The organism is Micromonospora sp. NPDC057141, from assembly GCF_042670805.1.
Taxonomy (GTDB): Bacteria; Actinomycetota; Actinomycetes; order Mycobacteriales; family Micromonosporaceae; genus Micromonospora.
The window spans coordinates 1-23,917 of record NZ_JBHUVA010000041.1 but is presented as its reverse complement, the minus strand read 5'-3'; the positions used below and the strand labels follow the sequence as shown (position 1 = coordinate 23,917).

Below are 23,917 nucleotides of genomic sequence, written 5' to 3'. Positions count from 1 at the left end.
GCGGGTCGAGCGCGCGGGCGGACGCGGCGCGTCGGGTGCCGCCCCTAGCGTCGACAGGTGTCCGAGGCCCACATCTGCACGGGGAGCACCACGTGTCCGTACCACCTCCCGCGTTCGCCGCCGCCGGCGTCGCGGTCACCGCCCGCGGCCTGCGCAAGGAGTACGGTGCCGGCCAGGCGCGGGTCGTCGCCCTCGACGGCGTCGACGTCGACTTCGCCGCCGGCCGGTTCACCGCCATCATGGGCCCGTCCGGCTCCGGCAAGTCCACCCTCATGCACTGCCTCGCCGGCCTCGACCGGCCCACCGCCGGCACCGTACGCATCGGCGACGCCGACACCGGCCGGCTCGACGACCGGCGGCTCACCCTGCTGCGCCGCGACCGGGTCGGCTTCGTCTTCCAGAAGTTCAACCTGCTGCCCGCGCTGACGGCCGAGGAGAACATCGTGCTGCCGCTGGCCATCGCCGGCCGCCGCCCCGACCCGGGCTGGCTGCGTCAGGTGGTCGCCGCCGTCGGGCTGGCCGACCGGCTGCGGCACCGGCCCGCCGAACTCTCCGGCGGCCAGCAGCAGCGCGTCGCCGTCGCCCGCGCCCTGATCACCAAGCCGTGGGTGATCTTCGCCGACGAGCCCACCGGCAACCTCGACTCCCGCTCCGGCGCGGAGGTGCTGCGGCTGCTGCGCGAGGCCGTCGACACCCTCGGCCAGACCGTCGTGATGGTGACCCACGACCCGGTAGCCGCGAGCCGCGCCGACCGGGTGGTCTTCCTCGCCGACGGCCGGCTGGTCCGCGAGCTGGCCGCGCCGACCGCCGAGGCCGTCCTCGACGCGCTCGCCCGCCTCGACCCGGCCCCGGCCGGCGCGGCGACGGCGGTGCGGCGGTGATCGGGCTGACCCTGCGGACCATGCGCGCCGACGCGCTGCGGCTGCTGCTGTCGGCGCTGGCCGTGGTGCTCGGCGTCGCGTTCGTCGCCGGCACCCTGATCCTCACCGACGGGATGAAGCGCGGCGCGTACGACCGGGCCGGCGTCTTCGACCGGCACACCGACGTCGCCGTGTACGCCGGGCGGGACCCGATCCCGCCCGCCCTCGTGGACCGGGTGCGCGCGGTCGACGGGGTGCGCGCCGCCGCCGGGGAGCTGGCCGGCACCGCCGGGGTCGTCGGCCCCGACGGCCGACCCGTCCTCGGGTACGCCGTCGTCGCCGCGATCCCCACCGAGGCGGCCCTCCAGTCGTACGACGTGGTGGCCGGGCGGCTGCCGCAGCGCCCCGGCGAGGTGGTCCTCGACGCGCCGACCGTCGCCGAGGAGGGGTTCACCCTCGGCGGGCCGGTGCGCGTGGGCGGCAGCGGCGGCGCGGCCCGCCCGTACACCCTGGTCGGCACGGTCGACGTGGCCGGCACCTCCCGGGACGTCGGCGGGCCGTTCATCGGCCTGGCCGGGCCCGACGCCCTGGCCGTGACCCGGCAGGAGGGCTACGGGCGGATCATGGTGGCCGCTGCGCCGGGCGTGCCGGCGGCGGAGCTGGCCGGGCGGGTGGCGGCCGTGACCCAGGCCGTGAGCTCCTCGTCGGCGAACGCCGGCGGTGGCGTGACGGTGAAGGACCGGCGGGCGATCCTCGACGCCGCTGTCGACGACGCGGTCCGCGACCTGAGGCAGTTCAACCTGCTCCTGCTCACCTTCGCGGCGGTGGCCGTGGTGGTGGCCGGGTTCGTCATCGCCAACACCTTCGCCATCGTGCTCGCCCAGCGCACCCGGCGCACCGCGCTGCTGCGGCTGGTCGGCGCCACCCGGGGGCAGGTGCTGCGGGCGACGCTGCTGGAGGCGGCGATCACCGGGCTGGCCGCCTCGGCGCTCGGGGTGGCGGCCGGCGCGGCGCTCGCCGTCGGCCTGGACGCCCTGTTGTCCGCGCTCGACGTGCCGATGGCCGGCGGCGGGATCGTCGTCACGGCACAGACCGTGCTGGCCTGCCTGCTGCTGGGCACCGCGCTCACCGTGGGCTCCGCCGCCGTGCCCGCCTGGCGGGGCACCCGGGTCGCGCCGGTGGCCGCGCTCACCGACGCGGCGGTGCAGCCCACCCGCGGTGCCGGCCGGGTACGGCTGGCCCTGGGCGCGCTGGTCCTCGCCGCCGGGGTCGCGGCGCTGGCGTCGGCCGGGGCCGTCGGCCAGGTGCCGCTGGTCGCGGCCGGCGGGGTGCTGGCGTTCTTCGGCATCGTGCTGTTCGGGCCGGCGCTGGTGCCGGCGCTGGTGCGCCTCCTCGGCATTCCGGCGCGGCGGCTGTTCGGGGCGACCGCCGGCCTGGCCGTGGCCAACGCCGTGCGCAACCCGCGCCGGATCGCCGCGACCGCCACCGCCCTGGTCATCGGCATCGGCCTGGTGTCGGCGTTCGTGGTGGGGGCGGGCAGCGTCAAGGCCGGCATCGAGCGGGCCGTGGACCAGCGGATCGGGGTCGACTTCCTGGTCGTCGGCGTGGGCGGGGACCTGCCCGGGCCGCTCGTCGACGAGCTGGCCGCCTGCGGCGAGCTGGGCGTCGTGCACGAGCAGCGCAGCCGGATCAGCGACGGGATCGAGCTGCGGGCCGCCCACCCGGCGCTGGTCGGGCGCACCCTGACCGCCGTCGACGCCGGCGACGCCGACCGGCTCGGGCCGGGCCGGGTGCTGGTGCACCGGGAGCTGGCCCGGGCGCGGGGCTGGGCGGTCGGCGACACCGTCACCCTGGCCGGGCGGCCGTTCACCGTGGCCGCCGTCGTCGCCGACGACGGGCCGGCGCTGGCCGGCAGCCCCGTACCGGCCGGGCACGTCGTCGACGTGTTCGACGCCGACTTCGCCCGCCTCTTCCCGGCCGAGCGCGGCTTCCTCGCCGAGGTCGACCCGGCTGCCGGGGTGAGCGCCGAGCGGGCCCGGGCGGCCGTCGAGTCGGTGGTGGCCCGCTACCCGACGGCGAACGTGATGGACCAGGCGGCGTACAAGAAGTCGCTCACCGGCACGGTCGACATGGCGCTGGCGTTCGTCGTCGCCCTGCTCGGCCTGGCCGTGGTCATCGCACTGGTCGGCGTCGCCAACACGCTCAGCCTGTCGGTGGTGGAGCGCACCCGGGAGAACGCCGTGCTGCGCGCGGTCGGGCTGACCCGCGGCCGGATGCGGGCGATGCTCGCCGTCGAGGCGGTGCTGACGGCGCTGGTCGGCGCGGTGCTGGGGGTGGGCCTCGGCACCGGGGTGAGCGCGGGGGCGATGGCGGTGGTGGCCCGGCTCAGCGGCGAGTTCACGCTGGTGCTGCCGTGGGGGCGGCTCGGGCTGATCCTCGCGGTGGCGGTGCTGGCCGCGCTGGCCGCGTCCGTCCTGCCGGCCCGCCGCGCCCTCGCCCGCCCGATCGTGTCCTCCCTCGGCGACTGAGCGCAAGGAGGGGCCCCTTGTCAACGCTTTATGTAGAGCAGGGGCCCCTTCTTAACGAAGCTCGCCACGACGCTCGCCCGCGCTGCCGCCGGCTGCGCGGGGTACGGCCCGTCAGAGGCGTTCGACCGTCGGGCCATGGCAGCGGTTGCGGGTGTCGAAGACGTACCGGGCGTGCCGCACCACCAGGTCGTAGTCGAGGCAGTCGTGGTCGGTCACCACCACCACGGCGTCGGCCTCGCGGATCTCGCGTTCGGTCAGGCCGACCACGACCACCCCGCCGGGCAGGTGGTGCGGCTCGGCGTACGGCTCGACCGCCCGGACCTCGGCGCCGAGGGCCTGCAGGCGGCGGGCCACGTCGACGGCGGGGGAATCGCGCATGTCGCCGGTGTTCGGCTTGTACGCCAGCCCGAGCAGCAACAGCCGGGCCCCGCTGACCGCCCGGCCGGCCCGGTTGAGCCCGTTCATGATCCGTTGGGTGACGTGCTCGGGCATCTCGTGGTTGACGTCGTTGGCCAGCTCGATGAACCGGAACTGCCGGCCCAGCCGGCGCTTGACCTGCCAGGACAGGTAGCACGGGTCGATCGGCAGGCAGTGCCCGCCGACGCCCGGGCCCGGGCGGAACGGCATGAACCCGAACGGTTTGGTCTCGGCGGCCTCGATCGCCTGCCACACGTCGATGTCGAGGTGGTGGCTGAGCATCGTCAGCTCGTTGATCAGCGCGATGTTGACCTGGCGGAAGGTGTTCTCGATCAGCTTGGTCAGCTCGGCGACCCGGGTGGAATCCACCGGCACGGTCCGCTCGACCAGCCGCCGGTAGAACGCGTCGACCCGATCCCGGGAGGCCGCGTCGACGCCGGAGACCACCTTCGGGGTGTTTTCCAGCTTCCAGGTCGGGTTGCCGGGGTCGATCCGTTCGGGGCTGTAGCCGAGGTGGAAGTCGCCGGGGGCGGTCAGCCCGCTGGCCGCCTCCAGCAGCGGCCGGAGCAGTTCCTCGGTGGTGCCGGGGTAGGTGGTCGACTCGAGGATCACCACGCAACCCGGCCGCACGTGCGGGCCGATGCCGCCGCCGGCCTGCTCGACGTAGCTCAGGTCGGGTACGCCGTCGCGCAGCGGGGTGGGCACGGTGATCACACAGATGTCGAAGCCCCCGGCGTCGGCGTACTCGGTGCTCGGGCGGTACCTCCCGCTGCCCAGCGCCCGACCGAGCCGGTCGGCGGGGATGTCCTCGACGAAGGACTCGCCCGAGGCGAGTCGCTTGACCCGGTCGGCGTTGACGTCGAGGCCGACGACGTCCATGCCCGCCTCGACGGCGCGCATGGCCAGGGGCAGGCCCACGTATCCCTGGCCGATGACGACCAACTTCTCAGCACTCACCCATGGCTCCCGCAGCAGACGACGGAACGTACCTCATCGTCAGCTTAAGTGGGCCTCTGGGTTTTAAGTCCGATTTGGTGAAGGTGGGGTCGGTGGGCGGCCGCCGACCGGTCGGATCGGGGTCAGTCTGCCTGGGCCGGCGGGTCGGCCGGGGTGCTGGCCGTGGTCGGGGGCGGGTCGGCCGGGGTGCTCGCCGTGGTGGGCGGCGGATCGACCGGCGCGCTGGTGATGGGCGGCGGGTCGACCGGCTTGGTCGGCGGCGCGCCCGTCGGCTCCGGCGCGGCCGACTCGCTCGGCTGCGGGGTCGGCGTCGGGGTGGCCGACGCCGGCGGGCGGCCCGTGCCCGGCCGGGCCGTGCGGTCCTGTTCGACCGCGGCCTCCTCGGTGGCGGCCGAGTCGTCGGACCCCGGCGTCGGGACGGCCGCCGGCGCGGTCGGCCCGTAGTTCGTGGCGGGGGCGTCCGCGTTGTGCGCGGCACCGAGCGCCGCGGCCAGCGCAACCCCCGCGACCGCCACCGCCACGAGCGCGCCGACCAGGGTGCCGCGCCGGCCGGTGCGGCCGATGGAGGCGCGCATCGGCGTGGCCGTCAGCCGCACCGGCGGCAGGTCGTCCCGGGTGCTGTCCATCCCGTTCCGGGCGCCCGCCGGTGCGCGCGGCGTCATCGGCACGGTGCTGGTGGGTGCCGAACTGTCGGCGATGGTGGCCTGCGCGGCCCTCGCCATCGCCGCGCCGGTGGCGTACCGCGCCGCCGGGTCCTTGGCCAGGGCGCGGGACACCAGGTCCCGCACCGGCCCGGGGATGTCGCGCGGCAGCTCCGGCGGCTCGTCGTCCAGGTGCCGTACGGCGACCTGCAAGGGGTTGTCGCCCGTGAACGGCGGCCCGCCGGTCAGGCAGCAGTAGGCCACCGCGCCGAGGGCGTAGATGTCGGTGGCCCCGGAGACCGGCCGGCCCGCCGCCTGCTCGGGGGCCATGTAGAGCGCGGTGCCCGGCACCGCGTTGGTGCTGGTGATGCTCGTGACGTTGGTCGACCGGGCGACCCCGAAGTCGACCAGAACGACGGTGCCGTCCTCCTGCACCAGCAGGTTGCTCGGCTTGACGTCGCGGTGGACGATGCCGCCGGCGTGCGCCGCGTGCAGCGCCTGGGCGGCCTGGGCGACGATCGACATGGTCTCGGCCACGCCGAGGTGCCCCGCCGCCTCGATCCGCTTGGACAGCGGCTCGCCCTCGACGAACTCCATCACCAGGTAGTCGGCCCGCCCGCCGGTGGGCAGGTCGTCCTCGCCGCAGTCGTAGACCTGCACGATGCCCGGGTGCCGCAGGGCGGCCATGATGCGGGCCTCGGCGCGGAACCGGGCGATGAAGTCGGGGTCGGAGACCAGCGCCGGCAGCAGGACCTTGACCGCGACCCGCCGGCCGAGGATCCGGTCCGTGGCCCGCCAGACGTCACCCATGCCGCCGGTGGCGACACGGTCGTCCAGGCGGTACCGACCGCTGAGTACGACTCCCGAAGACAACACAGCAATACCGTACCCAGAGCGGGCTCGGCCCACTTCTCGCGCTCCGGCCGGGCCGGGCGGAGCATCGGGGTGGCCGGGGTGGCCGGGCATCGCTTCGCCCGGATAGCCTGTGATCGACTCGCGACCACCTGTCACGCGTTGCGGGTGACGGTGCAATGGCCTGCCCGAACGGCGGCGGTCACGGATGTCCTGCCCGGCCCACGCAGACGGGTGGCGTCCGCAGCCCGCGTCGTGTCACAGCGACTCGCCGTGTTCTCCGTTTGAGAATTCTCACTCTTTCCTCCCGGATCATTGACTTGTTCGCCCGGCACCTCGCTCCTAGCGTTAGCGCGACTGGCTCCCCGGGTGCGGCGCCCGCCGACGGCCGCGCCGGGCGGCGGTCCGCACGCGCCGTCCGGGCGCATACGGTGTCGGGCGTGATCAGGGTCAGCGGGGGCTGCTGGTGCGGGAGGAGGTCCGGCTGCCGGACCAGGTCGGTGCCGTGCGTCGATGCCGACGTGCCGCCCGTCGACGCCGGGCGCCGGGAACGGCGTACCCATGACGAATGAACTGATCGAGGCGGTCGTCGCGGCGCAGGCCGGCGACGAGGACGCCTTCCGGTTCCTCTACCGCAGCCTCCAGCCCGGCCTGCTGCGCTACCTGACCGCGCTGGTCGGCTCGGACGCCGAGGACGTCGCGTCGGAGACCTGGCTGCAGATCTCCCGCGACCTGCCCACCTTCACGGGTGGGGGGTTCCGGGCCTGGACCGTCACCATCGCCCGGAACCGGGCCATGGACCACCTGCGCCGGCAGCGCCGCCGGCCCTCGCTGCCGGTGCCGGTACAGGCGCTCAACGACCTGGCCGGCGACGCCGACACAGCCGAGCGGGCCGGCGAGACCCTGAGCACCGAAGCCGCGCTGGCGCTGATCGCCACCCTCCCGCCCCGGGAGGCCGAGGCGGTGCTGCTGCGCGCGGTGATCGGCCTGGACGCCGAGAGCGCCGGGCGGGTGCTCGGCCGGCGGGCCGGCGCGGTGCGCACGGCCGCCCACCGAGGGCTGCGCCGCCTCGCCACGCTCATGCAACGCCAGGACCTGCCCCCGGATGTCGCTTCGCGCGCGACGCCGCCCCGTCCCCGCCCCGTCCGGCCGGCGTCCGGCGCCCCGTCCGTCGAGCCGGCGGACGGTTGACGTGAGGGGGAACCGATGAGCTTCCGGCAGCCCGACCGGCTGGACCTGCCCGCCGACCGGGCGGAGTCCGGCCGGCTCCTCGACGCCGCGCGCGGCGGCGGCCGTCCCGCCGCCGACCCCCTGGCCGAACTGCTCGCCGCGGCGGCGGGACCGGCCCACCCCCGCGAACTCGCCGGCGAGGAAGCGGCGCTGGCCGCGTTCCGGGCCGCCCGCACCGCGCCGGCACCGCCCCCGGCGCGGTCGCCCCGGGGGCGTCGCCGCAGGACCGGGGCGGTCGCCTGGATCGGCGCGGTCGCCGCCACCGCGACCGCCGGTGTCGCCGTCGCCGCGGTCGGGCTGGACCGCGCCGACGAGCCCGTGGCGTCGCCCGCCCCGAGCACCGCGCCGGCCGGCCCCACCGCCTCGGACCCGGGCGCCCCAGGCCCCACCGGGTCGGGCCCCGCCGGCACGCCCTCCGCCCCCGCCGGCGGCGCCCCGCCGGGCACCCCCGGGCCGAGCGCGTCCGCCGGGGCCGCGCCGCCGCAGACGCCCGGCGGCACCCCCGGGCCGGGGCGCCCCACGGTCGTCGCGCGACTGCCCGGCCTGTGTCGGTCGTACCTGGCCAAGCCGGTCGCGCAGCGCGCGAAGGCGCTGACCACCCCGGCGTACGCGCCCCTGGTCGCCGCCGCCGGCGGCGCCACCGAGGTGGACGCCTTCTGTCGGCGTCTGGTCCCCGACGTCGATCCCGGAGGGACGCCCGCCCCCCGCCCCCCGCGCACCGGCCGCCCGGCGCCGAAAGTCACCCCGACCCCGGGCGCCGGCACCGCCGCCCAGGGCTGATTCCGAAACATCTGTTACGGCAAGGCGAGCGGAATTCGTCTGCTAGACAGAAGATGGTCGCAGCGCGGACGCCGGGGCCGGCGATGGTCACGGTGTTCCGCCCCGGCCGAGGGAGGGAATCGTCTCGTGGTGACGTCACCGGAGCTGGACCGGACCACCCCACTGCGCGGGGTGGACGACGCGGTCCGGCACATCGCCAGGATCTGCTTCAAGACGGGCCCGCCGACCCACACCGGCGTCGAACTGGAATGGACCGTGCACGACGCCGCCGACCCCGCCCGCCCGGTGGACCGGGAGCGACTCCGGGCGGCCCTGGGGCCGCACAGCCCCCCGACCATCCACGACGCCAGCCCCGTCGCACCGCTCCGCCACGGCAGCACCGTGACCGTCGAGCCCGGCGGCCAGCTCGAGATCTCCACCGCGCCGCGATCCTCGGTCGCCGCGTTGATCGACGCCACTGACGCCGACATCGCCCAGCTCACCGACCTGCTTCGCGCCGCCGGCCTGATGCTCGGGCGCACCGGCATCGACCCGTGGCGGCTACCCCGACCGGTCGTCGACACCCCGCGCTACCACGCCATGCGGTGCGTGTTCGACCGCCGCGGCCCCGCCGGCCGGACCATGATGTACAGCACCGCCGGCCTCCAGGTCTGCCTGGACTCCGGCGAGGCGGACCAGGTCGCCGCCCGCTGGGCGGCGGCGCACGCCGTCGGCCCGCCGCTGCTCGCCGCGTTCGCCACCGCCGGCCGGCACGCCGGGCGGCGCACCGGGTGGGCGTCCGCCCGGATGGCCGCCTGGCTGGCCATCGACCCGGCCCGCACCCGCCCTGTCTGGTCGCCGCAGCGGCCCGACGCCGACCCGGTGGCGGCCTGGACGGCGTACGCGCTGGCGGCCCCGCTGCTCTGCCTGCGCGACGACGACACCGACTGGACCCCGCCGCCCGGGGTGAGCTTCGGCGACTGGATCGCGGGCGCGCTGCCCCGGCCGCCCACCACCGACGACCTGGACTACCACCTGAGCACGTTGTTCCCGGTGGTGCGCCCCCGCGGCTACCTGGAGGTCCGCTACCTGGACGCCCAACCGGGGCCGGACTGGCGGCTGCCGCTGGCGGTGCTGGCCGCGCTCTTCGCCGACCCGGGCACCGTGCACCAGGCGGTGGCCACCGCCACGCCGGTCGCCGACCGGTGGCACGAGGCGGCCCGGCACGGCCTCGGAGACCCGCCGCTGGCGCGGGCCGCCGCCGACCTGCTCGACCTGGCGCTGGCCGCTCTGCCGCGCCTGGACCTGCCGGCCGACCTGCACGACGAGACGACCCGAGGACTACGGCGGCGGCTGGCCGCCGCGGAGAGGGGACCCCGGTGACCACCATCCACGAGCTCGGCGCGGAGCAACTGCGCGCCCGGATCGCCGCCGAGCTGGAGCGCACCCGGGCCAGGACCGCCGGGCTCACCGAGGCCGTCGACGACGCCGACCTGATGCGCCAGCACTCGCCGATCATGTCCCCGCTGGTCTGGGACCTCGCCCACGTCGGCAACCAGGAGGAACTCTGGCTGGTCCGGGACGTCGGCGGGCGTGAGCCCGTCCGCCGGGACATCGACGACCTGTACGACGCGTTCAAGCAGCCCCGCCGCGACCGCCCCGCGCTGCCGCTGCTGCCGCCCGCCGAGGCCCGCGCCTACCTGGCCACCGTGCGGGACAAGGTGTACGGCCTGCTCGACCGGGTGCCGTTCACCGACCGGCCGCTCGTCGCCGACGGGTTCGCCTTCGGCATGATCGTCCAGCACGAGCAGCAGCACGACGAGACGATGCTCGCCACCCACCAGCTGCGCGTCGGCCCGCCGGTGCTGCACGCCCCGGACCCACCGCAGCCGCGCGTCCGGGTGGCCGACGAGGTCCTGGTCCCGGCCGGGGAGTTCACCATGGGCACCTCCACCGATCCGTGGGCGCTGGACAACGAGCGCCCCGCGCACCCGGTGCGCCTGCCCGCGTACGCCATCGACGCCGCCCCCGTCACCAACGGCCGCTACCGCGAGTTCATCGCCGACGGCGGGTACGACGACCCGCGCTGGTGGAGCGAGGCCGGCTGGGCGCACCGCACCGAGGCCGGGCTGACCGGCCCGATGCACTGGCGGCGCGACGGCGACGGCTGGGCGTACCAGCGGTTCGGCCGGTGGTCGCCGGTGCGCGACGACGAGCCCGTGGTGCACGTGTGCTGGTACGAGGCGCAGGCGTACGCGGCGTGGGCCGGCAAGCGGCTGCCCACCGAGGCGGAGTGGGAGAAGGCGGCCCGCTGGGACCCGGCCACGGGCCGGTCCCGCCGCTACCCGTGGGGCGACGGGGAGCCGACCGCCGAGCAGGCGAACCTCGGGCAGCGGCACCTGTGGCCCGCGCCGGTGGGCGCGTATCCGGCCGGGGCGTCGCCGCTGGGCGTGCACCAGTTGATCGGCGACGTGTGGGAGTGGACGTCCAGCACGTTCCGGGGCTATCCCGGGTTCGCCGCGTTCCCGTACCGGGAGTACTCGGAGGTGTTCTTCGGCGACGACTACCGGGTGCTGCGCGGCGGCTCGTTCGGCACCGACCGGGCCGCCTGCCGGGGGACGTTCCGCAACTGGGACTACCCGATCCGGCGGCAGATATTCAGCGGCTTTCGCTGTGCCCGCGACGCCCGGCCGGACGAGTTGGGCCGGTGAGGGCCGGCCACGCCGCCGCCGGGGCCGCCTGATGTGCCGGCACCTGGCGTACGTCGGGCCGTCGGTGAGCCTCCGTGCCCTGCTGTACGACCCGCCGCGCTCCCTGGTGCGGCAGTCCTGGGCGCCCCGGGACATGCGCGGCGGCGGGACCGTCAACGCCGACGGCTTCGGCGTCGGCTGGTACCCGCCCGACGGCGGCGAACCGGTGCGCTACCGGCGGGGCACGCCGATCTGGGGCGACGTGACCCTGCCGGGGCTGGCGGCGGCGACCACCAGCGGCGCGGTGCTGGCGGCCGTCCGGTCGGCCACGGTCGGCATGCCGGTGCTCGACACCGCCGCCGCCCCGTTCGCCGAGGGGCCGTGGCTGTTCAGCCACAACGGGGTGGTGCGGGGCTGGCCCGACGCGGTGGCCGCGCTCGCCGGCCGGCTGCCCGTACGCGACCTGCTCACCCTCGACGCGCCGACCGACTCCGCGCTGCTGTGGGCCCTCGTGCGGCACCGGCTGCGGGCGGGCGAGGACCCGGCGCGGGCGGTCGCCGGCACGGTGACCGAGGTCGCGGCGGCGGCCCCCGGGTCCCGGCTCAACCTGCTGCTCACCGACGGGCGCACCGTCGTGGCCAGCGCCGCCGGCCACGCCCTGTCGGTCCGGCAGGCCCCGGGCGCGGTGCTGCTGGCCTCGGAGCCGCACGACGACGATCCCGGCTGGCAGGCGGTGCCGGACGGGCGGCTGGTGGAGGCCACGACGGCCGGGGCACGCGTCGACGCCCTGGCCGTCGGCTGAGCGGCGACCGGCCCGCACAGGTGGGAAACGACACGACCGACGGAGGGGACACCCGATGAGCGCGGAACCGCTGGAGATCTACCTGGAGGAGCAGGACCTCGGCCGCAGCCTGCGCGACGACGTACGGAAAGGGCTCACCGCGCGGCCGAAGTGGCTGCCGCCGAAGTGGTTCTACGACGCCCGGGGCAGCGAGCTGTTCGAGGAGATCACCCGCCTGCCCGAGTACTACCCGACCCGGGCCGAGCGGTCCGTGCTGGCGCAGCGGGCCGGCGAGATCGCCGCGCTGACCGGGGCGAAGACCCTGATCGAGCTGGGCTCCGGCTCGTCGGAGAAGACCCGGCTGCTGCTGGACGCCTTCGCCCGGCGCGGCGGGCTGGGCACCTTCGTGCCGCTCGACGTCTCGGTCAGCGCCCTGCGGCAGTCCACCGAGCAGATCGCCACCGACTACCCCGGCCTGCGGGTACGCGGCATCGTCGGCGACTTCACCCGCCACCTCGACCGGCTGCCCACCGGCGGCCGGCGACTGGTGATCTTCCTCGGCGGGACGATCGGCAACCTGCTGCCCGCCGAGCGGGCCGGCTTCCTCGCCGCCATGCGCGCGTCCCTGGAACCCGGCGACTGGCTGCTGATCGGCACCGATCTGGTCAAGGACCCGTCGGTCGTCGTTCCCGCCTACGACGACGCCGCCGGGGTGACCGCCGAGTTCAACCGCAACGTGCTGCGGGTGGTCAACCGGGAGCTGGGCGCCGACTTCGACCCGGAGGCGTTCGCGCACGTCGCGCTCTGGGACCCGGAGCAGGAGTGGATCGAGATGCGGCTGCGCGCCGAGCGGCCGGTCCGGGCCCGGGTGCTCGACCTCGACGTGGAGTTCGCCGCCGGGGAGGAGCTGCGCACGGAGGTGTCGGCCAAGTTCCGCCCGGAGGGCATCGCTGCGGAGCTCGCCGCCGCCGGCTTCACCGCCCGCGAGTTCTGGACCGACGTCGACGGCCTGTTCGGCGTGACCCTGGCGCGCGCCGACTGACGCCCCGCGCTCCCACCCCGCCCCTGGTGGGGTAGGGTGGGGGCGCGAAGGGGAGTAGCCCCCAATGTCGTGGTCGACACACTGGTGCGTTCCGCATCCGGCCACGCGGCCCCACTCCCGGTGGGGCGGGCGAGACCTTCGACCCAGGCTGTCTACAACAGCCGGGTCGAGGGCGCCCCACACCCCGGCCCGGCGTCATCGGGAAGGGTGTCATGGAGGGTTTTCTCGTCGCGCTGGTGGTCAGCTTCGGCGTCATCTTCGTCGCCGAACTGGGCGACAAGTCGCAGCTGATGGCGCTCACGTTCGCCACGCGGTTCAAGCCGATCCCGGTGCTCATCGGCATCACGGTCGCTACCGCCGTGGTCCACCTGGCCTCGGTCGCCATCGGTTACGGGCTGGGCGCGGCCCTGCCCACCGGCTGGATCTCGCTGATCGCCGGCCTCGCGTTCCTCGGGTTCGGTGCCTGGACGCTGCGGGGGGACAAGCTCACCGAGGAGGAGAAGCGCAAGGCCGAGCGCGGCGGCAGGTCCGCCGTCGTCGCGGTCGGCGTGGCGTTCTTCCTCGCCGAACTGGGCGACAAGACGATGCTCGCCACCATCACCCTCGCCACCAAGTACGGCTGGTTCGGCACCTGGCTCGGCTCCACCCTCGGCATGGTGGCCGCCGACGCCCTGGCGATCCTGGTCGGGCGGATGCTCGGCCGGCACCTGCCCGAGCGCACGATCCGCTACGGCGCGGCGATCCTCTTCGCCATCTGCGGCCTCTGGCTGATCTTCGAGGCCGTCGCCGAGCTCAACTGACGGCGACTACCACCCGGCGGGCCGGGTAACGCCCCCGGGTGAGGTGGGACGACATCCTGCGTACCGGTTACCACCTGGTGGTCGCCGTCGTGGAGGTCGCCGGGGCGGCGGTCATCTTCGTCGGCGCGGTTTGGGCGGCGCTGCGGTTCGTGGTCGAGGGGTTGCGACACCGCAGCGCCGCCGTCTTCACCCCCATCCGGCTGACCCTCGGCCGGTTCCTCACCCTCGGGCTGGAGTTCCAGCTCGCCGCGGACATCCTGCGTACCGCCGTGTCGCCGACCTTCGACCAGATCGGCAAGCTCGCGGCCATCGCCACGATCCGGACCGCGTTGAACTTCTTCCTCCGCCGCGAGATCGCCCAGGAGCAGCGCCAGATCGGCGCCGACGGGTGCTCGACCCCGTCGCCCGACACGTCCTGCGCCGCCCGGCCGCCGGGGGCCCCGCCGGCCGCCGGGGCCCCCGGGCCCGCAGGCCCGACGTGACCGCCACGCTGCCGTCGGTCGTGACCGCCGCGGCGCTGCTCACCGGCCTGGCGACCCTGGTGTCGACCGGCTCGTGGCGTCGCGCGCTGAGGGTACTGCTGGACCTGCTGACCGCGGCCGGGCTGCTCCGCCTCGCCGGCGACCAGGGATGGACGCAGCTGGCGGGGGCCGCCGCGATCGTGGCGCTGCGCACCGCGCTGTGGCGGGTGCTGGCCGCCACGGCACCGGCGGGCGGGTCGCGGCGACCTGTCGTCGGACAACGCCGACCGCGCTGCGGAGGAGACGAGCACGCCTTACCGTGAGCGACAAGAGGCGTTTTCGGAGACATCGGGAGGAATCAGGTATGAGTCGGCATGACGAGCCCAACGAGTACGGTTTCGCCGGCGGCGCCACCGCCCCCGCGCCGCCGCCCGGCGGGCGGCCCGACGAGCAGGACCTGGCCCAGGAGGTCGCGGTTCCGGGCGACGACCTCACCGAGCCGTTCAGCGACGCGGTGAGCGAGGAGACGGAACAGGCCGGGGAGGACGAGCCGGCCGAGCGCCGCCGCTGAATCACCGGCCGGGTTCTGCCTTCGGCTGGTCCGAGAGCCCGCCGCCGCGCCCGGCCGTGGAGCCGCGCGCGGTCGTCCGCCGCGCCGGCCCTCACGTCACCTTGGCGTCCGAACCGAGTTGTTCCAGTGTGAGGAGGGGCTGCGGCAATTGCGCGAGTGCCTGATTCATGCTTATTGCCGCCTTCGTGCGTTTGAATCCTTTACAGTCTGTTTGACCGGATGCGCTGGTGGGGTCGGCGGAGTGAAGGGCCGCCCCGTGACTGCTGAGGGAGCTTTGGTGCTTGACATGTCGACCCCACGGATCGGACGGGGGCTTCCCGGCTGATGGACGTTCGCGATTTCCTTCGGACCGTCCGGCGCAGCTGGTGGGTGGTCCTTCTCTCCGTCATGGTGGGCCTCGCCGTGGCCGCGCTGGTCACGGTCCGGACCCAGCCCCGGTACGCGGCCTCGGTCACGTTCTTCGTCACCACCCCCAACCAGGGCGTCTCCGACGCCTACCAGGGCAACTTCTTCATGCAGCAGCGCGTCAAGTCGTACGCCGACCTGCTGCAGAGCGACCGGCTGGCGCAGAATGTCGTCGGCAAGACCCCGCTCGGGCTGACCGCCGAGGACGTCCAGGCGCGGGTCACCGCCGCCACCGTCCCCGACACCGTCCTGCTGCGGGGCACCGTCACCGACACCGACGCCACCCGCGCGCTGCGGCTGACGGAGGCGCTCACCGCCCAGTTCATCGAGCTGGTCAAGGAGGTCGAGACGTCCGGCGAGGGGCGGCCCGCCCCGGTCAAGGTGGAGGTGATCAGCGGCCCCCGGGTCGCCTCCAGCCCGGTGTCGCCCAACCCGACCCGCAACCTGGCCCTCGGCGTGCTCGCCGGGCTGCTCGCCGGCATCGGCCTGGCGCTGCTGCGGACACGGCTGGACACCCGACTGCGGGACTCGGCCACCCTCCAGCGCGCCACCGGCAGCCCGCTGCTCGGCGAGATCCCGTTCGACGCCGCCGCCCGCACCGCCCCGCTGATCGTCGGCGGCGCGGCCAGCTCCGCCCGTGCCGAGGCGGTGCGCAAGCTGCGGACGAACCTGCGCTTCGTCGACGTCCACGAGCCAGCCCGGGTGATCGCGGTGACCAGCGCGCTGCAGGGGGAGGGGAAGACCACTCTCTCCTGCAACCTCGCCATCGCCCTCGCCGAGGCCGGCTGGCGGGTCGCCCTGGTCGACGCGGACCTGCGCCGGCCGAAGGTGGCCGAGTACCTGGGAATGGAAGCCGGCGTGGGGCTGACCGACGTCCTGCTCGGCGACGTCAACGTGGGCGACGTGGTGCAGCGGTGGGGCGACAAGTCCCTGCTCGTGCTGCCTGCCGGCTCGGTGCCGCCCAACCCCAGCGAGCTGCTCGGCTCCAAGGCGATGGCGGACCTGCTGCTGGTGCTGCGGGAGTCGGCGGACATCGTGGTCATCGACACCGCCCCGCTGCGTACCGTCACCGACGGGGTGGTCGTCGCCGTCCAGGCCGACGGGGCCCTGATGGTCAGCCGCTACGGCCGCACCGACCGCGCTCAGGTCGGCGCCGCCGCGCAGGCGCTCCAGGCGGTTTCCGTGCGGCTGCTCGGCTGCGTGCTGAACATGGCCAAGCTCGGCCGCGCCGAAAGCTATCAGTACGAGAGCTACCGGGTGGAGGCGCCGGCTGCGTCGGTCTCCGCCCCGCCGAGCCGCGCGGACACCGCGCCGGCCGCCCGCAGCGGCGCGTTCCCCGGCCCCGAGCAGCCGCTCCCCGACCCGACGCAGGAACTCACCCGGCTGCCTCGATGAGTGCCGCAACCGGTGCCAGCGACCGCTCGATCTCCTGCGCGCAGCGCCGGAAGTTGGCCGGCCCGCCGCCGATCGGGTCGAGCAGGTCGTCCTCGGACGGGTCGGCCGGTTGCAACAGCCCCCGGGCCAGGGCCGCGGCCCGCACCGCCGCCCGCAGGGCGCCGACGACCGTGCCCTCCGGCGTCGCGGCCGCCGCGGCGAGCCGACCGAACTGGCGCAGGGTGAAGGTGCGGTGCAGGGCGGCGGGGAGCCGCGAGACGCAGACCGACCGCTGGCGCCGGGTGGAGGTCAGCACCAGCACGGCGTCGGCCAGGTGGGCGGGGGCCAGCGCCCGGCTGCGAAACCCGGCCGGGTCGCGCCCCGTCTCGGCGGCCACCTCGGCCGCGTACGGGTGCATGGGGCGGCCGTTCACCGCGTCGGTGCCGGCGCTGGCCACCTCGACCGGCAGCTTCTCCATGAGCTGGGCAGCCAGGTATTCGGCCATGGGCGAGCGGCACAGGTTGGCGTGGCAGACGAACAGGATGCGGTCGGCCATCGTCGATCCTCCCAGCGTTCTGGTCGCGGTGGAGCCCGGGGAATCGTATGCGTCTGCCGGCACGTTCCGTGTTCTCGCCGCGCCGGTGGGTCATCGCCGCGGTGTGGGGACCCGATGAGGATCGGCATCCTGTCGTACCACTTCCCGCCGGAGCCTGCATTCGTCCCCGGCAGCCTCGCCGAGCAGCTGGCCGCGCGTGGCCACGAGGTCCGGGTCCTGACCGGTTTCCCGGACTATCCCGGCGGTCAGGTCTATCCGGGCTGGCGGCAGCGGTGGCGGTACGAGACCCGTAGCGAGCGGCTCACGGTGCGGCGGGTGCCGCGCTGGTCGGGCGGGGACGCCTCAGTACGCGCCCGCGTGGCGAGTTGGCTCTCCTTCGCCGCGAGCGCCGGGACGATCGGGCGGGGCCACCTGGCCGGCGTCGACGCGCTCTACGTTCACCAGCTTCCCGCCGCGACCTTCGCGGCGGCCGGCCTGCTGCGGCTGCTGGGCGCGGTGCCGACGGTGCTGCACGTGCAGGACGTACACCCGGAGCTGGACGTCCAGGGCGCGGCACCGACGCCCTGGTGCGCCCGGGTGGCGGCGGCCACCCGGCGGCTCTATCGCTCCGCCGACCTCGTCGCGGTCGCCGCGCCCGGCATGCGCGACCTGGTGGTCGCCGGTGGCGCCGATCCGGGGCGGGTACGGCTGGTGCTCAACTGGACCGACGAGCGGCTCTTCCACCCGGCCGAGCCGACCCGGGAGGCCCGCCGCCTCGTCCGGGGCGACGGGCGCTGCGCGGTGATGCATGCCGGCACCATCGGCACCCGGCACGGGCTGGAGACGGCCGTGCGCGCCGCCGCGCCGCTGCGGGGCACGATGGACCTGGTCCTGGTCGGCTCGGGCCCGGGCGAGGCGCGGGTCCGGCGGCTCGCCGCGGAGCTGGGCACCGACAACGTCCGCTTCGTCGCGCGGCGCTCGCCCCTGGAGATGTCCGACCTCTACGCCGCCGCCGACTACCAGCTGGTGATGCTGCGCGACCTGCCGGAGCTGCGCGGGACGGTCCCCGGCAAGCTGCAGGCCGCGTTCGGCTGTGCGGCGCCGGTGGTGGCGTCGGCGGGCGGCGACACGGTCGAGATCGTGGAGCGCGCCCGCGCCGGGCTCTCCTGCCCGCCGGAGGACTGGGCCACGTTGGCCGACCGCTTCTGGCTGGCCGCCACCATCCCGCCGGCGGCCCGGCTGGAGATGGGCCGGCGCGGCCGGGAGGCGTACCTGCGGGACATGTCGCTGCGCGGCGGGGTGGACCGCGTCGAGCGGCTGCTCCACGAGGCGGTCGCCGCGCGGCGCAGCCGCCGGGCCGCCGCGCGGACGCGACGTCCGGAACCTCTGGCGTAAAAACCGCTATAACGCCGCGAAGCGGGTGAAGCGCGTGCTAAAAAATGATGAATCGTCGTTTATGTCCGTTTTCTGAGTGGAGCTGACGTTGAGCGAAACTGAGCAGCCCCGCCGCCGAGGGCGACGGTCCCGGCGCCGCGCCAGGGCACGAGCGCGTCGTGCCCTGCTCACCGGCCTGGTCGTCGTTTCGGTGGCGCTGCTGAGCGCCGGCTGGGTGGGCTTCCGGGGCTGGCAGGCCCGCACCCACCTGCTCAACGCCGCTGCCCTGGCCCAGCAGCTCAGCTCCGAGGTGGTGGGAGCCGACACCGAGCGGGCCCAGCGCACCCTGTCGGCCCTGCAGGAGCAGGCCGGCGCGGCGCGTGACGCCACCGACGACCCGGGCTGGCGGGCCGGGCAGCACGCCCCGTACGCCGGGGACGACGTCGTGGCGGTGCGCCAGATCGCGGTGGCGATCGACGAACTCGCCCGGGAGGCGTTCCCCACCCTGCTGCGCACCGACCTGTCGACCCTGCTGCCCGGCAAGGGGCGACTGGACGTGCGCCGGCTGAAGGCCGTCGCGGCGGAACTCACCGCCACCGACCAGGCGGTCCAGCGCACCCGCGCCCGCCTCGTCGCCGTGCCCACCGCCGCCCTGATCGACCCGGTGCGCGACGCGGTGACCGAGCTGCGTACGCAGATCGACCGACTGGCCACGCTCACCCGGGCGGCCGACCGCGCCGCCCAGTTGCTGCCGCCCCTGCTGGGCACGGCCGGCCCCCGCAGCTACCTGATGGTGTCCCAGAACCCGGCGGAGCTGCGCGCCACCGGCGGGATGTTCGGCGCGTACGCCGTGATCGAGGCCAGGGACGGCCAGCTCCGGCTGGACGCCCAGGGCACCAGCGCCCAGCTCGGGCTCTTCGATCCGCCCCTGAAGCTGAAGCCGGAGATCCGCAACCTCTACACCGACCTGCCGGGGATGTACCCGGCGGACGTCAACCTGACCCCGCACTTCCCGACCGCCGCCGCGCTGTACCGCCAGATGTACCGCGAACGCACTGGCGAGACCGTCGACGGCGTCCTCGCGGTCGACCCGGTGGTGCTGTCCTACCTGCTCAAGGCCACCGGCCCGGTCCCGGTGCCGGGCCACACCACCCTGGTCGGCGACAAGGCGGTGCGGACGCTGCTCTCCGACGCGTACCAGCGGATGGACGCGGTGGAGCAGGACGAGTTCTTCGCCGCCTCGGCGGCGGCCGCCTTCGACACGTTCTTCACCCGCGACATGGACCCCCGGGCGTACCTGTCCGCGCTGGACCGGGCCATCACCGAACGGCGCGTCCTGTTCTGGAGCGCCCACCCCGAGGAGCAGCGGATCATCGAGGGCCACCGGCTGGCCGGCTCGCTGCCGGAACACGAGGACGTGCCCACGGTCGGCGTGTTCCTCAACGATGGCAGCGGCGCGAAGCTCGGCTACTACCTGCGACAGGCCGCGACGCTGACCGTCGGGCCGTGCCGTCCCGACGGCCGTCGCGAGCTGCGGATGCGCCTCACGCTGCACTCGACCGCGCCGGAGCGCGGGCTGTCGAGATCCGTGCTCGGCCTCGGTCTCGCCGGCGACCCGTACACCGCCCGCACGCTGGTCTCCGTCTACAGCCCGGCCGGCGGTGCGGTGCTGCGCACCCGGCTCGACGGCACCGAGGTGCCCGTCGGCAGCGGTACCGAGCGGCGCCGGCAGGCCGTCATCGCCAACGTCGAGGTGCGCCCCGGCGCCACCCGGACCCTCGAGGTGGACGTGCTGACCGGCAGGACGGGCAGCGCTAGCGGCGACGGCGACCTCTGGCTCACCCCGACCGCCACCCCATGGACCACCCACATTGATTCCGCACCACACTGCGATTAGTAGGAGGGAACCCATCATGCGGCTATCCCGCATCATCATGGCGCTCACGATCGGCCTTGCCGTCGTGGCCGCGCCGACCGCGGCGGGGGCGGCGCAGCCGCAGCCGACACCGTCGCCGACCGGCTCACTACAGCCGACGCCGTATCCACCACAGCCCCCGGTGCTGACGGTGAACCCGTCGACGGTCAACGTGGGTCAGACGGTCACCCTCACCGGCGCCGGGTTCGGGCCGAACGAGGTCGTCGACATCACCGTGACGATCACGCCGCTGGCCGCCGGCCTGCCCGGTCAGGCCACGGTGCGCCGCAGCGACGGCAGCACCGTCGCGATGGCGCCGGTGGCGTTCCGGGCGGCCGCCCCGACGCACTTCACGGTGGTGACCGACGCGGCGGGGACGTTCACCACCCCCTACACGCCGGACACGCCGGGGCAGTACCTGTTCACCGCAGTCGGGCAGACCACGGGCCGGACGGCGAGCGCCACGCTGACCGTGCTCGGGCAGCCCCAGCCGTCGCCGTCGCCGACGTACCACCCGACGTACAAGCCCTGGCCGCCGCACGGCGGCAAACTGCCCGTGACGGGCGACAACCTGGGCACCCCCCTCGCAGTCGGCGGTGGCCTCCTCGGGGTCGGTGTGGTGCTGATGCTCGCCGGACTGGCCTGGCGTCGCCGGGGACGCTTCGGCGGGTCGACGCGCTGACCACGCCGAGCCGGGCAGTGCCCGGGCCGTGAAGACGGTGCCCGCCCGGGAGTTCCTGGGCGGGCACCGTCGTCGCCGTCACCCCGTCCGCTTCTTGTCGAACAGGGCGGCGAGCAGGGCGAGTGCGATGATCCCCATGGCCAGCAGCAGCGAGCGCCGCACCGCCGTCGACCAGTCCCCACCGTTGCCGGACAGCCCCGAGAACAGGACCGAGCCGACGGCGGCGATGCCGGCCGCCGACCCGATCCGCTGGCCCGTCTGGAGCATGCCGGCGCCGCTGCCCGCCTGCGGCACCGGTACCTGGGCCAGGGTGAGGGTCTGGTTGGGCGTGATGACCAGGCCGCTGCCCAGCCCCGTGACCAGCAGCGGCACGGCCGTCAGCAGCGGCACCGATCCCTGCGGGTCGCCGCGCAGCACGAACACCACCGCGCCCAGGCCGAGCAGCACGACCAGCAAGCCGACGGCGACCAGCGGGCGGCCGTACCGGTCGACGATCCGGCCGCCGATCGCGGACGCGGCGGCCGAGCCGAGGGCGAACGGCGTGATGGCCAGGCCCGCGACCAGCGGGTGGTAGCCGAGGCCGTTCTGGAGGTAGAGCGTGAGGACGAAGAAGATCGCGGTGAACCCGCCGAAGTAGACCAGCGCGATCAGCGATCCGAGGGCGTACGAGCGGAAGCCGAACAGCCGCAGGTCGAACAGGGGATCGCCGTGCCTGGCATACCGGCGTTCCCAGAGCCCGAAGGCGGCGAGCGCCGCGAGGCCGGCGGGGACCAGACCCCACTTCCACGGGGTGCGCCACTGCTCGCCCTGCACCAGCGGCAGCAGCAGGAGCACGACGCCGACGCCGAGCAGCAGCACCCCGACCGGGTCGAGCCGCCGCCCCCGCGCTGCCCCGGCCGGCTGCGCCGGAACCAGCCGCCAACCGAGGACGATCGCGACGATCCCCACCGGGACGTTGACGAAGAAGACCCACCGCCAGCCGTCCTGCTCGCCACCGGCCTGGATCAGCAGCCCGCCGAGCAGCGGCCCGATCGCGGTGGAGATGCCGATGGTCGCGCCGAGCAGCCCGAACGGCCGGCCGCGTTCGGGGCCCCGGAACAGCTGCTGGATCAGACCGGTGACCTGCGGGTTGACGATCCCGGCGGCGGCTCCCTGCAACAACCGGGCGGCGACCAGCCAGCCGGGGGACTGGGCCAGCCCGGCGAGGGCGCTGGTCAGCGTGAACAGGGCGATCCCGAGGACGAACGCGTTGCGCCGGCCCCGGACGTCGCCGAACCGCCCGGCCGGCACCAGCACCAGCCCGAACGTGAGGGCGTAGCCGGAGAGCACCCACTGCAGGTCGCTCGGCGTCGCGCCCAGCGCGCGGTCGATCGACGGGACCGCCACGTTGACGATGCTCACGTCGAGCAGCGTCATGAAGGCGGCGACCAGGCCGACTCCGAGCGCCTGCCAGCGGCGCCGCTCGTCGACCCGACCCGCCGGACGGCTCACGCCATCTGGCGGGCGCACCAGCGCGGGCCGAAGTCGAGCCCGGCCAGGGGGGAGTCCTCCCGGTGCAGGAGGTTCTTCTCCGTCAGCAGGCGCAGAGGAGCGTGCACCTCCTCCTCGGTCAGGCCCGACTCCTGCGCGATCAGGTCCGGGTAGGGCACCTGCCCGCGGACCTCCAGCGCCGCCACCGCCTCGTACACCCGCTCCTCGACGTCCGACAGCCGCACCTGCTGCATGGCTTCCTCCTCGGTGACCGCCCGCGCGGCGGGCGGGACTGCGCTGCGCGGTTACCCGCCGCCCTGCCGTTGATGCCCGCCGGCGCCGGATTCGGCCCGCGTCGTACCGGATGCGCCGGCCCGCTTTCCGGCGGACCGTGCCCTAGGCTGCAACCGTGATCAACTGGGACCTTGTCGTCGTCGGCGGCGGCCCCGCCGGGCTCTCCGCCGCCCACGTCGCGGCCACCGCCGGGCTGCGCACCCTGGTCGTCGAGCGCGCCGCGCACCCTCGGTACAAGACCTGCGGCGGCGGGCTGATCGGCACGTCCCTCGCGGCCGTCGCCGGCCGGATCGACGTGCCGGCGCACGACCGGGTGGACCGGGTGACGTTCACCCGCGACGGGCGGCGCGAGTTCACCCGCCGGCACGCCGCCGGGCCGCTGGTCGCGATGGTGCGCCGCGACGAGTTCGACGACCGGCTGCGGGCCGCCGCCGTCGCCGCCGGGGCGCAGCTGCGCGAGCGGGTCGCGGTCCGCGCCGTGGAGCAGGACCCCGACGGGGTACGCCTGCGGCTCGCCGACGGCGATGTCGTGCACGCGCGTACGGTGATCGGTGCCGACGGCTCCTCCGGGGTGACGGCCCGGCACGTCGGCGTGCGGTTCCGGCAGGTCGACCTCGGCCTCGAACTGGAACTTCCGGTGCCCGAGGCGGAACGGCGCCGCTGGCGCGGCCGGCTGCTGCTGGACTGGGGGCCGATCCCCGGCTCCTATGCCTGGGTGTTCCCCAAGGGCGACACGCTGACCGTCGGGGTGATCGCCGGCCGGGGCGCGGGGGAGCGGACCCGGGCGTACCTGCGCGACTTCGTCGACCGGTTCGGCCTGTCCGGGGTCGACGCGGAGCACGACTCCGGGCACCTGACCCGGTGCCGGGCCGCCGATTCGCCGCTGCGTCACGGCCGGGTGCTGGTGGCCGGCGACGCGGCCGGCCTGCTGGAGCCGTGGAGCAGGGAGGGCATCAGCTACGCGCTGCGCTCCGGCGCGCTCGCCGGGGCGGCCGTCGTCGACGGTGACCTGGACGGCTACCGGCGGGCCGTGGACCGGGACCTGGCGCCGTCGATGCGCGCCGGCCACCGGCTGCTGGAGGTCTTCTCCCGCCGGCCGGACGTCTTCCACGCCCTGCTGGCCACCCCCGCCGGGTGGGGAATGTTCGTCCGGTTCTGCCTGGGGCGGGCGAGCTTCGACGAGACGCTGAACCGGTTGCCGGTGCGCGCGGCGTTGGCGCTGCTGGACCGGCTCCCACCGGCCCGGTGACGACGTCGGCGGGCCGGGGCTCCTCGACCC

22 protein-coding genes are annotated in these 23,917 nt (G+C 75.3%); 17 read left to right on the top strand and 5 right to left on the bottom strand.

From position 1 onward, the window contains the following. Window positions 1-92: 92 nt before the first annotated feature. Window positions 93-881, top strand: coding sequence for an ABC transporter ATP-binding protein (locus ACFT41_RS20245; protein WP_377589710.1), 789 nt, complete (start codon window positions 93-95; stop codon window positions 879-881). Then, window positions 878-3,388 (top strand): ABC transporter permease, encoded by a 2,511-nt coding sequence (locus ACFT41_RS20240; RefSeq protein WP_377589711.1) that lies wholly within the window; start codon window positions 878-880, stop codon window positions 3,386-3,388. Before ACFT41_RS20245 ends, ACFT41_RS20240 begins: the two co-directional genes overlap by 4 nt. A gap of 111 nt (window positions 3,389-3,499) precedes the next feature. On the opposite strand, the gene ACFT41_RS20235 is transcribed toward ACFT41_RS20240, so the two are convergent. Both ACFT41_RS20235 and ACFT41_RS20230 read right to left on the bottom strand, forming a co-directional pair. Further along, window positions 3,500-4,762, bottom strand: a complete 1,263-nt coding sequence (locus ACFT41_RS20235; RefSeq protein WP_377589712.1) for a nucleotide sugar dehydrogenase — start codon at window positions 4,760-4,762, stop codon at window positions 3,500-3,502. A 122-nt stretch (window positions 4,763-4,884) separates the two neighbouring features. Continuing rightward, window positions 4,885-6,279, bottom strand: a complete 1,395-nt coding sequence (locus ACFT41_RS20230) for a protein kinase (protein ID WP_377589713.1) — start codon at window positions 6,277-6,279, stop codon at window positions 4,885-4,887. A gap of 537 nt (window positions 6,280-6,816) precedes the next feature. Between ACFT41_RS20230 and ACFT41_RS20225 the strand changes: the two genes are divergently transcribed. From ACFT41_RS20225 to ACFT41_RS20175, 11 genes are all read left to right on the top strand, one after another. Continuing rightward, window positions 6,817-7,446, top strand: coding sequence for an RNA polymerase sigma factor (locus ACFT41_RS20225; RefSeq protein WP_377589714.1), 630 nt, complete (start codon window positions 6,817-6,819; stop codon window positions 7,444-7,446). 15 nt (window positions 7,447-7,461) lie between these two features. Continuing rightward, window positions 7,462-8,265 (top strand): hypothetical protein, encoded by an 804-nt coding sequence (locus ACFT41_RS20220; protein ID WP_377613949.1) that lies wholly within the window; start codon window positions 7,462-7,464, stop codon window positions 8,263-8,265. A gap of 126 nt (window positions 8,266-8,391) precedes the next feature. Then, complete coding sequence (egtA, locus tag ACFT41_RS20215) at window positions 8,392-9,627, top strand: ergothioneine biosynthesis glutamate--cysteine ligase EgtA (protein ID WP_377589360.1); 1,236 nt, start codon at window positions 8,392-8,394, stop codon at window positions 9,625-9,627. Next, window positions 9,624-10,955 carry an ergothioneine biosynthesis protein EgtB gene (egtB, locus tag ACFT41_RS20210; RefSeq protein ID WP_377589361.1) on the top strand — a complete coding sequence of 444 codons (1,332 nt, stop codon included), beginning with the start codon at window positions 9,624-9,626 and terminating at the stop codon, window positions 10,953-10,955. The genes egtA and egtB overlap by 4 nt, the downstream gene beginning before the upstream one ends. Window positions 10,956-10,986: 31 nt before the next feature. Further along, window positions 10,987-11,736 carry an ergothioneine biosynthesis protein EgtC gene (gene egtC / locus ACFT41_RS20205; protein WP_377589362.1) on the top strand — a complete coding sequence of 250 codons (750 nt, stop codon included), beginning with the start codon at window positions 10,987-10,989 and terminating at the stop codon, window positions 11,734-11,736. A 55-nt stretch (window positions 11,737-11,791) separates the two neighbouring features. Beyond that, a complete protein-coding gene (egtD, locus tag ACFT41_RS20200) occupies window positions 11,792-12,757 on the top strand; it encodes an L-histidine N(alpha)-methyltransferase (protein WP_377589363.1) in 966 nt (321 codons plus the stop codon). 212 nt (window positions 12,758-12,969) lie between these two features. Next, window positions 12,970-13,557, top strand: a complete 588-nt coding sequence (locus ACFT41_RS20195; protein WP_377589364.1) for a TMEM165/GDT1 family protein — start codon at window positions 12,970-12,972, stop codon at window positions 13,555-13,557. A gap of 38 nt (window positions 13,558-13,595) precedes the next feature. Further along, window positions 13,596-14,039, top strand: coding sequence for a DUF1622 domain-containing protein (locus tag ACFT41_RS20190; protein ID WP_377589365.1), 444 nt, complete (start codon window positions 13,596-13,598; stop codon window positions 14,037-14,039). Next, window positions 14,036-14,341, top strand: a complete 306-nt coding sequence (locus ACFT41_RS20185) for a hypothetical protein (protein WP_377589366.1) — start codon at window positions 14,036-14,038, stop codon at window positions 14,339-14,341. The genes ACFT41_RS20190 and ACFT41_RS20185 overlap by 4 nt, the downstream gene beginning before the upstream one ends. 41 nt (window positions 14,342-14,382) lie before the next feature. Beyond that, window positions 14,383-14,589: a hypothetical protein gene (locus ACFT41_RS20180; RefSeq protein WP_377589367.1), complete on the top strand. Its 207-nt coding sequence runs from the start codon at window positions 14,383-14,385 to the stop codon at window positions 14,587-14,589. A gap of 324 nt (window positions 14,590-14,913) precedes the next feature. After that, complete coding sequence (locus ACFT41_RS20175; RefSeq protein ID WP_377589368.1) at window positions 14,914-16,389, top strand: polysaccharide biosynthesis tyrosine autokinase; 1,476 nt, start codon at window positions 14,914-14,916, stop codon at window positions 16,387-16,389. Here ACFT41_RS20175 and ACFT41_RS20170 read toward each other — a convergent pair. Beyond that, entirely contained in the window at window positions 16,370-16,924 is a 555-nt protein-coding gene (locus ACFT41_RS20170) for a low molecular weight phosphatase family protein (protein ID WP_377589369.1), read from the bottom strand. The genes ACFT41_RS20175 and ACFT41_RS20170 overlap by 20 nt on opposite strands. A 114-nt stretch (window positions 16,925-17,038) precedes the next feature. Here ACFT41_RS20170 and ACFT41_RS20165 point away from each other — a divergent pair, with 114 nt between their 5' ends. The 3 genes from ACFT41_RS20165 to ACFT41_RS20155 all read left to right on the top strand — a co-directional run bounded on the left by ACFT41_RS20165 (window position 17,039) and on the right by ACFT41_RS20155 (window position 20,874). Then, the gene (locus ACFT41_RS20165) at window positions 17,039-18,298 is read left to right on the top strand and encodes a glycosyltransferase family 4 protein (protein ID WP_377589370.1); all 1,260 of its coding nucleotides are present in this window, start codon (window positions 17,039-17,041) and stop codon (window positions 18,296-18,298) included. An 88-nt stretch (window positions 18,299-18,386) separates the two neighbouring features. Continuing rightward, the gene (locus tag ACFT41_RS20160) at window positions 18,387-20,174 is read left to right on the top strand and encodes a DUF4012 domain-containing protein (protein WP_377589371.1); all 1,788 of its coding nucleotides are present in this window, start codon (window positions 18,387-18,389) and stop codon (window positions 20,172-20,174) included. Window positions 20,175-20,190: 16 nt separating this feature from the next. Beyond that, window positions 20,191-20,874, top strand: a complete 684-nt coding sequence (locus ACFT41_RS20155; protein ID WP_377589372.1) for a hypothetical protein — start codon at window positions 20,191-20,193, stop codon at window positions 20,872-20,874. Between the two features lie 78 nt (window positions 20,875-20,952). Here ACFT41_RS20155 and ACFT41_RS20150 read toward each other — a convergent pair whose 3' ends face one another. Next, the gene (locus ACFT41_RS20150; protein ID WP_377589375.1) at window positions 20,953-22,386 is read right to left on the bottom strand and encodes an MFS transporter; all 1,434 of its coding nucleotides are present in this window, start codon (window positions 22,384-22,386) and stop codon (window positions 20,953-20,955) included. Next, window positions 22,362-22,598 carry a hypothetical protein gene (locus ACFT41_RS20145; protein WP_377589373.1) on the bottom strand — a complete coding sequence of 79 codons (237 nt, stop codon included), beginning with the start codon at window positions 22,596-22,598 and terminating at the stop codon, window positions 22,362-22,364. The genes ACFT41_RS20150 and ACFT41_RS20145 overlap by 25 nt, the downstream gene beginning before the upstream one ends. Before the next feature lie 155 nt (window positions 22,599-22,753). On the opposite strand from ACFT41_RS20145, the gene ACFT41_RS20140 reads away from it, so the two are divergent. Next, entirely contained in the window at window positions 22,754-23,887 is a 1,134-nt protein-coding gene (locus ACFT41_RS20140) for a geranylgeranyl reductase family protein (protein ID WP_377589374.1), read from the top strand. Window positions 23,888-23,917: the final 30 nt, after the last annotated feature.

Coding starts and splice junctions, on each gene's coding strand:
- ACFT41_RS20225 (WP_377589714.1), top strand. CDS start 6,817: ATGACGAATGAACTGATCGAGGCGGTCGTCGCGGCGCAGGCCGGCGAC.
- ACFT41_RS20220 (WP_377613949.1), top strand. CDS start 7,462: ATGAGCTTCCGGCAGCCCGACCGGCTGGACCTGCCCGCCGACCGGGCG.
- egtC (WP_377589362.1), top strand. CDS start 10,987: ATGTGCCGGCACCTGGCGTACGTCGGGCCGTCGGTGAGCCTCCGTGCC.
- egtD (WP_377589363.1), top strand. CDS start 11,792: ATGAGCGCGGAACCGCTGGAGATCTACCTGGAGGAGCAGGACCTCGGC.
- ACFT41_RS20195 (WP_377589364.1), top strand. CDS start 12,970: ATGGAGGGTTTTCTCGTCGCGCTGGTGGTCAGCTTCGGCGTCATCTTC.
- ACFT41_RS20180 (WP_377589367.1), top strand. CDS start 14,383: ATGAGTCGGCATGACGAGCCCAACGAGTACGGTTTCGCCGGCGGCGCC.
- ACFT41_RS20175 (WP_377589368.1), top strand. CDS start 14,914: ATGGACGTTCGCGATTTCCTTCGGACCGTCCGGCGCAGCTGGTGGGTG.
- ACFT41_RS20170 (WP_377589369.1), bottom strand. CDS start 16,924: ATGGCCGACCGCATCCTGTTCGTCTGCCACGCCAACCTGTGCCGCTCG.
- ACFT41_RS20165 (WP_377589370.1), top strand. CDS start 17,039: ATGAGGATCGGCATCCTGTCGTACCACTTCCCGCCGGAGCCTGCATTC.
- ACFT41_RS20155 (WP_377589372.1), top strand. CDS start 20,191: ATGCGGCTATCCCGCATCATCATGGCGCTCACGATCGGCCTTGCCGTC.
- ACFT41_RS20145 (WP_377589373.1), bottom strand. CDS start 22,598: ATGCAGCAGGTGCGGCTGTCGGACGTCGAGGAGCGGGTGTACGAGGCG.